This window comes from Pirellulales bacterium, from assembly GCA_036490175.1.
In the GTDB taxonomy this organism is placed as follows: domain Bacteria; phylum Planctomycetota; class Planctomycetia; order Pirellulales; family JACPPG01; genus JACPPG01.
This window is the reverse complement of record DASXEJ010000270.1, coordinates 1-8,206: the sequence shown is the minus strand read 5'-3', so window position 1 is coordinate 8,206 and position 8,206 is coordinate 1. Positions and strand designations below refer to the sequence as shown.

General features: G+C 58.0%; 7 protein-coding genes. 5 read left to right on the top strand and 2 right to left on the bottom strand.

Annotation, left to right across the window (positions count from 1 at the left end; genetic code table 11):
* On the bottom strand, positions 1-291 hold a 291-nt coding region (locus VGG64_20275), incomplete at its 3' end, for a GTP-binding protein (GenBank protein ID HEY1601950.1).
* Between the two features lie 203 nt (positions 292-494).
* Entirely contained in the window at positions 495-860 is a 366-nt protein-coding gene (gene hypA, locus VGG64_20270; protein ID HEY1601949.1) for a hydrogenase maturation nickel metallochaperone HypA, read from the bottom strand.
* 336 nt (positions 861-1,196) lie between these two features.
* Between hypA and VGG64_20265 the strand changes: the two genes are divergently transcribed.
* The 5 genes from VGG64_20265 to hypF are packed head-to-tail and all read left to right on the top strand — an operon-like array spanning position 1,197 to position 7,115.
* Positions 1,197-1,475, top strand: a complete 279-nt coding sequence (locus VGG64_20265; protein HEY1601948.1) for a HypC/HybG/HupF family hydrogenase formation chaperone — start codon at positions 1,197-1,199, stop codon at positions 1,473-1,475.
* A complete protein-coding gene (gene hypD, locus VGG64_20260) occupies positions 1,472-2,587 on the top strand; it encodes a hydrogenase formation protein HypD (GenBank protein HEY1601947.1) in 1,116 nt (371 codons plus the stop codon). Before VGG64_20265 ends, hypD begins: the two co-directional genes overlap by 4 nt.
* A gap of 15 nt (positions 2,588-2,602) precedes the next feature.
* Positions 2,603-3,643: a hydrogenase expression/formation protein HypE gene (gene hypE / locus VGG64_20255; GenBank protein HEY1601946.1), complete on the top strand. Its 1,041-nt coding sequence runs from the start codon at positions 2,603-2,605 to the stop codon at positions 3,641-3,643.
* 8 nt (positions 3,644-3,651) lie between these two features.
* Complete coding sequence (locus tag VGG64_20250) at positions 3,652-4,821, top strand: SIS domain-containing protein (GenBank protein HEY1601945.1); 1,170 nt, start codon at positions 3,652-3,654, stop codon at positions 4,819-4,821.
* Positions 4,818-7,115, top strand: coding sequence for a carbamoyltransferase HypF (gene hypF, locus VGG64_20245; GenBank protein ID HEY1601944.1), 2,298 nt, complete (start codon positions 4,818-4,820; stop codon positions 7,113-7,115). Before VGG64_20250 ends, hypF begins: the two co-directional genes overlap by 4 nt.
* Positions 7,116-8,206 lie beyond the last annotated feature (1,091 nt).

The window sequence follows — 8,206 nt, the reverse complement described above, 5'->3', positions numbered from 1 at the left end:
CTCGATGAACAGAAAGTCGCAGCCCGCAAGATCCCAATTTCCGATGGCATTGCGCACCATCTCGGCTTCCAGATGACACATCGTCCCGGTCAAGATCTGTTTCACCGGCGCACCGCTGGCCGCAATGCGCAGGGCGTCGTTTTCAGTCGCCAGATCACCAACGACCGCTGCAACCTGGTATCGATCGCTTAGAATGCGCAGCGTTCTGGTAAGAAGCTCGGTCTTGCCCGCGCCTGGACCTGAAACGATGTTCACTACCAGGACATCGGCACGGGCAAAGTCCTGCCGCATCTGACGGGCAAGCTCGTCGTTCTTCTTCAGGATTCGAGTGCGAAGCTCAACAATACGCGGTTGCATATGCTGACCCGGCGATGAATCGATGTGCCTTGACGTGCGACTTGGAATCTTCCAGGCAAGAGAGTTGAACTCTTCAGCATTCGGCGTGCCGAGGATTCGTTGCTTACAGAAGAATTAGACCGCCGCCTGCCTTCTGCTCAGGCGTTGGTCTCGGACTGATACGAAATCTCAATTGATGTCAGTTCCAGATCTTTGCCCGACAGAACGTCCGGCGTAGGCTGTCCGCAAGTAGGACAGCTGAAACGAAAACTATCCGTAAGTGTTTGCGCTGCATTGCAGTGCGAGCAGCTGACAGTAATCGGAACTATTTCAATATCGAGCAGGGCGCCGTCGCACGGTGTCCCGGAAGACGCCAGGTCGAAGGAAAACCGCAGCGCCTCCTGTACGATACCGGACAGGAGGCCGATTCGAATCTTGATTCGCGTGGCGCGGACGCCGCCATGTTCGCTGACCGCGTCCGAAGCCGCATCAATCAGGCTTTCCGCAATCGATAATTCGTGCATACCGAATCCGCGTAACACATTTCAGCAAGGACGATCATGCACAAAAGAACATTTATGTATTTTTTCTGAGAACGTATACATTCGGGCGCGCAAGCCACAATCAATGGGCCTGCCGGGGTGAGCAGCAGAACTCCACGTTGGTCATGATGCGTCCACCCCGAAGTGAGTAATGCTTCCTCGATAAATCGCGCCACGCGGTCAAAATAAGGATGAGCGTTCAGGTTTTGTCTGCCCGCGTGCTGCGACAACTATTTCGAGATGGGCACTTAATTTGCACGAGACGTTCCATCTCGTCTTCGAGCAATCGTTGGACCGTTCACTCTTCATGGTTCCAATATGTGCTTAGCCATACCCGCCCAGATCAGCCGTCTTCCTGCCGACGACGATCCATTGGCAACGACGGACATCATGGGGGTGCGACGGCGGGTCAATATCGATCTGCTCGACGCCGATCCACCCGAGTTGGGCGACTGGGTACTGGTTCATGTCGGGTTTGCGTTGAGCAAGATCAGCGCAGAGCAGGCCGATGAGCAGCTCAGATTGCTTTCACTGCTGGGCGAGGCCAGCGCGGCTCAGGAAGAAGTCGAAGGTTACGATTGCGGAGACGGCGAATGAAATATGTTGACGAGTTCCGCGATCCAACCATGATCGCCAGGGCATTCGAAGAAATCCGCACCCTGGCAGATCCGGCTCGGCATTACCGCATTATGGAAGTGTGCGGCGGGCATACGCACGCCATATTTCGCTTCGGGCTGAAGGATCTGCTCCCCCCGAATGTCGAACTGATCCACGGGCCCGGTTGCCCGGTGTGCGTGCTGCCGATGGGGCGGATCGACGATGGGTTGGAACTGGCCGGCGACCCACATGTCATTTTCACTGCGTTTGGGGACATGATGCGTGTCCCAGGCTCGCAGGGGAGTCCGCTGGAAAGCAAAGCGCGTGGCGCCGACGTGAGGATTGTCTATTCGCCGCTGGACGCTTTGAAAATTGCCGAAGCGAACCCCGACCGCCAGGTCGTCTTCTTTGCCATCGGATTCGAGACAACCGCGCCGTCTACCGCGCTGACGCTCCTCAAGGCGCGAGCGAATCGCGTGCGGAACTTCGCCGTGTTTTGCAACCATGTCACGATCATCCCGGCAATCCGCGCTATTCTGGATTCGCCTGATATGCGGCTGGACGGATTTATCGGCCCGGGACACGTGTCTACCGTAATTGGTTGCCGACCTTACGAGTTTATTGTCCGAGATTACGGGTGCCCGATTGCCGTCTCGGGATTCGAGCCGCTCGACATACTGCAGTCGCTCGTCATGGTGTTACGGCAACTTCGCGACGGCATTGCCAAGGTAGAAAACCAATATGCGCGGGTTGTGCCTTGGGAAGGAAACCTTGCGGCGCTACGGGTGCTGGCCGAAGTGTTCGAGGTCCGTGCCCATTTTGAATGGCGCGGTATGGGTTTTATTTCGCATTCGGCACTACGGCTTCGAGGCGAGTTCGCCGAGTGGGATGCTGAGCGAACGCTGCCGATCCGGGGTGTGTGCGTCGCTGATCCTAAAGCGGCCCAATGCGGCGAAGTACTCAAGGGGGTATTGAAGCCCCACCAGTGCAAGTTATTCGGCAAGGAATGCACACCAGAGCAACCGATCGGCGCCCTGATGGTTTCCCCCGAAGGCGCTTGCGCGGCCCATTTCAAATATCGCGGCGCGCCACAACTCGTAACACTTGGCTAGAAAGAATGGCTCCGCATGGCCACCGCGCAGCGTCCGGTCCAGTTTCACAGCAAGCAGATTTCGATGGCTCATGGCGCGGGAGGAGAAGCAAGTCGACAGCTGGTCGAAGGCGTGTTCTTGCCAGCGTTTGCTAATTCCTTGCTCAACCCATTGGCGGATGCGGCGACGTTTTTAATTCCCGGCGGCCGCCTGGCAATCACATCGGACAGCTATGTTGTGCACCCACTGCGCTTTCCGGGGGGATCGATCGGCGAACTGGCCGTGAACGGAACGGTTAACGATCTAGCCGTCTCTGGCGCGAAGCCATTGGCGCTCACGGCCGCGTTCATTCTCGAAGCAGGCCTGCCGGCCGACGTCTTGCGCGAAGAAGTCCGCGCGATGGCCACGGCCGCCGAACGCGTCGGCCTACCGATTGCCACCGGCGACACCAAGGTCGTCGAGCATGGCCGCGCCGATGGACTATACATATCAACTACGGGGCTGGGCCTCGTTGACCCGCGCGTCGATCTGCGGCCCGATCGCGTCGAAATTGGCGATTGTGTGCTCCTATCCGGGCCGATCGGTAATCACGGCATGGCGATTATGCTAGCCCGCGCAGAGTTGGACGTCGAAGCCGACATTCTTTCCGACACGCGTCCGCTAACCCACCTTGTCGCGGCGATTGTTGAGCACGTTGGCGGCGAGATTAAATGGATGCGCGACGCCACGCGCGGGGGCGTCGCCACGGTTCTCAACGAGTTAGCTCGCGACGCTCAGCGCATGATTTCAATCGAGGAAGAGGCCGTTCCGGTCGATTCCGCAGTTCGCGGCGCGTGCGAGTTGCTAGGGTTGGACCCATTGCAAGTCGCCAACGAAGGTCAATTTGTCGCCGTCGTTTCGGCTGGGATGGCGTCGCGGGCGCTAGAAGTGTTGCGCGGCGTGCCAGGCGGCGAGCAGGCCTGCATTCTAGGGGAAATAATCGCAGGACCGTACTCCCGAGTCGTGGCTCGCAGCGCCTACGGTGGTACTCGCGTTGTCGACATGCTAATTGGAGATCCGCTCCCACGCATTTGCTGAGCGCACCTATGATTCACGCTGTCGATACGATTTCGCCTCTGCGGCGGCAGTTCCAAACGCGGAATGAGTTGTTCGCAACTTATATGGCACGGCACGCCGCCGCTCTCGCCCGCGTGTGTCTGAAAATGTCGCAACGCTTTTCTCGAGGCGGGCGACTGCTGACGTTGGGCCTGGGGCCTTACTCGACAGACGCTCAGCATGTGGCGGTCGAGTTTATGCATCCGATCATTGTCGGCAAGCGCGCCCTCCCGGCAGTGGACCTTTCGCATTGTCCGTCGGCGCTCGCCGCACTCGCTCGCCCCGATGATATCGTGATGGGATTTGGGCCGCCACGAGGAGCTGCTGATCTCGAGGAACTACTGGCACCCGCGGCAGCGTGCGAATCGCTCGTCTGCCGTTGGCCAGGTCAACTCGATGATGTACCGCTTGCGCCGGCGACCGATGATCCGTTCATCCATCAGGAAATCACAGAACTGATGTACCACACGCTGTGGGAAACCGTGCATGTCTTCTTCGAGCAGCAGGGACGAGGAGAAGACGTCGGCGCATCGGCCTTTCTGTACCCATTTCTGGCACAGGGCGACCGGTCAGTCGAAGCCACGCTGGCCGACGTCGCCGCATCGATTGAGCAAAAGGCGGCCGAAGACACGCGCCTGCGGCAACGTTTTGTCGCTGAGCAAGCGGAACAGTTCGCGGCCGTTGCCTCGGCGACTCAAGAACGCATTGACGCGGGAGGCGCCTTGATCGTCTTCGGCAATGGCGGATCGGCCACTGACGCGAACGATTTCGTGTTGGATTGCCTCGGCGGCGATAGGGGGACCATACCGGCGATTTCGTTGTCCATGGACCCAGCGGTACTGACAGCAATCGCGAACGACGTAGGCGTCGAAGTGGCGTTTTCGCGGCAATTGATCGCCGTGGGAAGACCGCAGGATGTGGCGATCGCGATTTCCACCAGCGGTAAATCGAAGAATATCGCCCTGGCCTTAAGCGAAGCGCGCAAACGTAGCATGATGACGATTGCACTGTTGGGCTACGACGGCGGGGATATCGTGCGAGATCGGCTGGCGGATCACGTGCTCGTCGTTCGTTCCGATTACGTTCCCCGGATTCAAGAAGTGCAAGCGTCGATTTACCACGTGCTGCGCTCGTCGCTTGTAGGAAGTGGGGTCCGATGACCGTGCTGCCGGCATCTACCAATCGCATCGCCCGGCGAATCTCAATTGCCGGTATCGTGCAAGGCGTCGGATTTCGACCGTTTGTCTATCGTACGGCGGCCAAACATGGTGTGGCGGGTTGGGTATTGAACGACACTGCTGGCGTGGAAATTCATGCCGAAGCACCGCCGGCAGAACTAGCATCGTTTCTCAGCGCACTCAGGACCAGCACTCCCCCGGCGGCGCACGTTACTCGGCTTGCGATTCGCGACGTCGAACCGCAAGGAACATCTGAGTTTTCTATTCGGGCCAGCCATGGCGGATCTCCGCCTACGGTCCGCATAGCGCCCGATCTAGCGGTTTGCGCAGACTGCCTGGCCGAGATGCGGGATCCGCAGAACGCCCGAGTCGGTTACCCCTACATCAATTGTACAAATTGCGGACCGCGCTTCTCTATTATCTGTAGCCTGCCGTATGATCGCGCTGCAACGACAATGCGACCGTGGGAAATGTGTCCCGAGTGCCGGCGCCAATATTCGGATCCGCTCGATCGCCGTTATCACGCGCAGCCCATAGCTTGCGCCGATTGCGGCCCAACGTATATTCTGATTGAAGGAGGGCATCGATCATGCGACTTTGCCGCCGCGCTGTATCGTACTGTCGAATTGCTACGGGCCGGTGGCATCGTTGCGATCAAGGGAATTGGCGGCTTTCATCTGGCCTGCGATGCTCGAAACGCCGCAGCGGTCGAAGCATTGCGTGCGCGCAAATATCGCAAAGAAAGGCCATTCGCGGTGCTCGCTCGCGATCGAACGCAAGCCGCTGAACTTGTCGATCTGACGCCGGCCCACGAAGCATTGCTGACGCACGTCTCGCGCCCCGTCGTCCTCGCACGAGCAAAAGCCTACCTGCCGGGCGTTGCGCCCGACAACATTTCACTCGGCGTAATGCTCCCCAGCACTCCAATACATCTTCTACTGTTCGACGCTGGCGCTCCGAGCCCACTGGTGATGACCAGCGCCAATCGTTCGTCCGAACCGATCGCGTACTTAGACGATGACGCCAAAGAGCGACTATCTGGTATTGCCGACGCCCTTTTAATTGGTGAGCGGCCGATCGCACGCAGAATTGACGACTCGGTCGTGGCGGTGCGCGCCGGCGGTCCCTTCATGATGCGGCGCGCCCGTGGTTTCGCACCTGCCTCGGTCTGCCGATTGAAGACGTCAGAGCCGATTCTCGCGCTCGGCGGCGACCTGAAGAACGCGATTGCGCTCGTCGTCGATGGCGAAGTCTTTATGAGTCAGCATATTGGCGATCTGGGCGACATCGAGACCGAAAAGGCTCTCAGCGAGACAATCTACGACCTATTGTCAATGTATCGCATTGATTCGCGCCGGTTGACGATCGTTCACGATTTGCATCCAGAGTTCGCCTCAACACGCCTGGCGGCAACATGGCCGGCGCGCTGCCGCGTCGCAATACAGCACCACCATGCCCACGTCGCAAGCGTGATGGCCGAACATTCTTTACTCGATGAGCCGATGGTTGGCGTGGCCCTCGATGGGACAGGATACGGGACTGATGCAGGTATTTGGGGAGGCGAAATCTTCGTCGGTAGTGCGGCGGCCGGTTTTGAGAGAGCCGCCTACCTTCGACCTGTGCAAATGCCGGGCGGTGATGCAGCGGCAAAAAGTCCGGTGCAATCAGCTGCGGCGTTTTTGGCTCAATTGCCCCATGTCCCCGACATGATGCAGCCTCCGTTCTGCTTTCCGCCAAGGTTTCTGCACGCGCGGTCGATGGTCGTCAAAAACCTACGCTGCTTTACGTCTACATCGATGGGGCGATTGTTCGACGCCGTGGCCGCGATCCTCGGGTTTACTCGATCGATGACCTTCGAAGGCCAGGCGGCGGTGTGGCTCGAACATCAGGCCCAAGGCGTCGGAGCCCAGTCGCGCTACCAGTTTGGGGACTTCGACTTTCGCCCCCTGCTTACGGCGATATTGCAAGACCGCAGGGACGGCCGATCCGTCGCAGATATTGCCTACGGATTTCACGCGGCCGTCGCAACCGAGGTGGTGAATCAGATATGCCGCCTTTGTGATTCGCACGGATTAGGGCACGCCACAATCTCGGGCGGGGTCTTCCAGAACGAGTTGCTATTCGAGCTGGTCCGAAAGCAGACGGCAGCCGAGGCCGCCGACATTGAGTTACTTTGGAATCGACTGGTTCCGGCCAACGACGGCGGAATCGCCCTCGGACAGGCGGCCTTAGTTAGCGTTACTTCGTCGGCATGTCATCTGATATCAGCAAGCTAGAACGGGGAGAGCGCTGCGATGCCGCATGGGCACATCACTCCCGACACGCACAAATAGATCGCGAAGACACTTACGTTTCTCGAAGATGTTATGTACGTCGGCTTGGTACTTTTGTTGGCAGTAAGCGCTTTGGCATTGTTGGCATTCAGTGCGTATCACGTAGCGACGCCCATCCTGGATTGGTCACTGGGGAGAAGTAAAGAGAAGTGATGTCTTCGCTGAACCGCAAAGAAGGTGAATTGAAACGCTGGGGCGCGTTCCAACGACTTCGCGCCGCGTTGCATGTCTCATTGAGAAGCATGAAGTATCAACGACGGCCGCAGCGGTATTGTTAGTGGACTAATTGACGGGTGCGCTCGAACTCAACGATGACGTCGATCATCACATCTGGCGTCAAGTGGCTTACATTCATGTCAAGGGGAAGTCTTCTCGCCAATTTGTACGCTACCATGAGCGATGCGAAATCATATCGCCGCAGCACCGCTTGGCGCTCGTGCTGGGAACAACGAGTGACTCTCTGCCAGCGATCGAACGCATGGGATTTCATGTGCGCCCTATAATGCAAACTTCGTTCCCAATTGCGCGGAACCATTGCCTGCGCTCAAGTGATTAGGGTCCACTCGATTTCACGTGGGGGCGACAATGAGTCGTATCACCCTGCCCCGCGCTGTCGAATTATGCGAATGTCGTCTCGGCATTCGAAATAATGGCTTGACCCGCTAGGCTATCCAATTGCGACATCAATCGGTCAACGTCACGGCCCAGGAGCTAGCAACGGAGCGCCATAATCCCATTGAAACATTAGAGAAATAGTAGCGGCAATGCCGGCCGAACGCGGGTCTCGCCCCTTTACGTCTGCCACTCAGGCGCATAAGTTGCTCTGCTCGTGAGAGGAGCAGCAATGGCTGTTGCAAATCGCATCGGCAAATAGTGCGGGGTATCTTTCGATGTAAGTCGATCGCGTGATACGGTTTTGTTTTGCGAGTGCTCTGTTGAAAACTGGTGTGAGTTGCTCTGTAGAAATCCTCTTCCGCCAGCTTAATCCGCTAGCTGGCGAGACTTCGTAGCAGGAGGTGATGACCACTACGAAG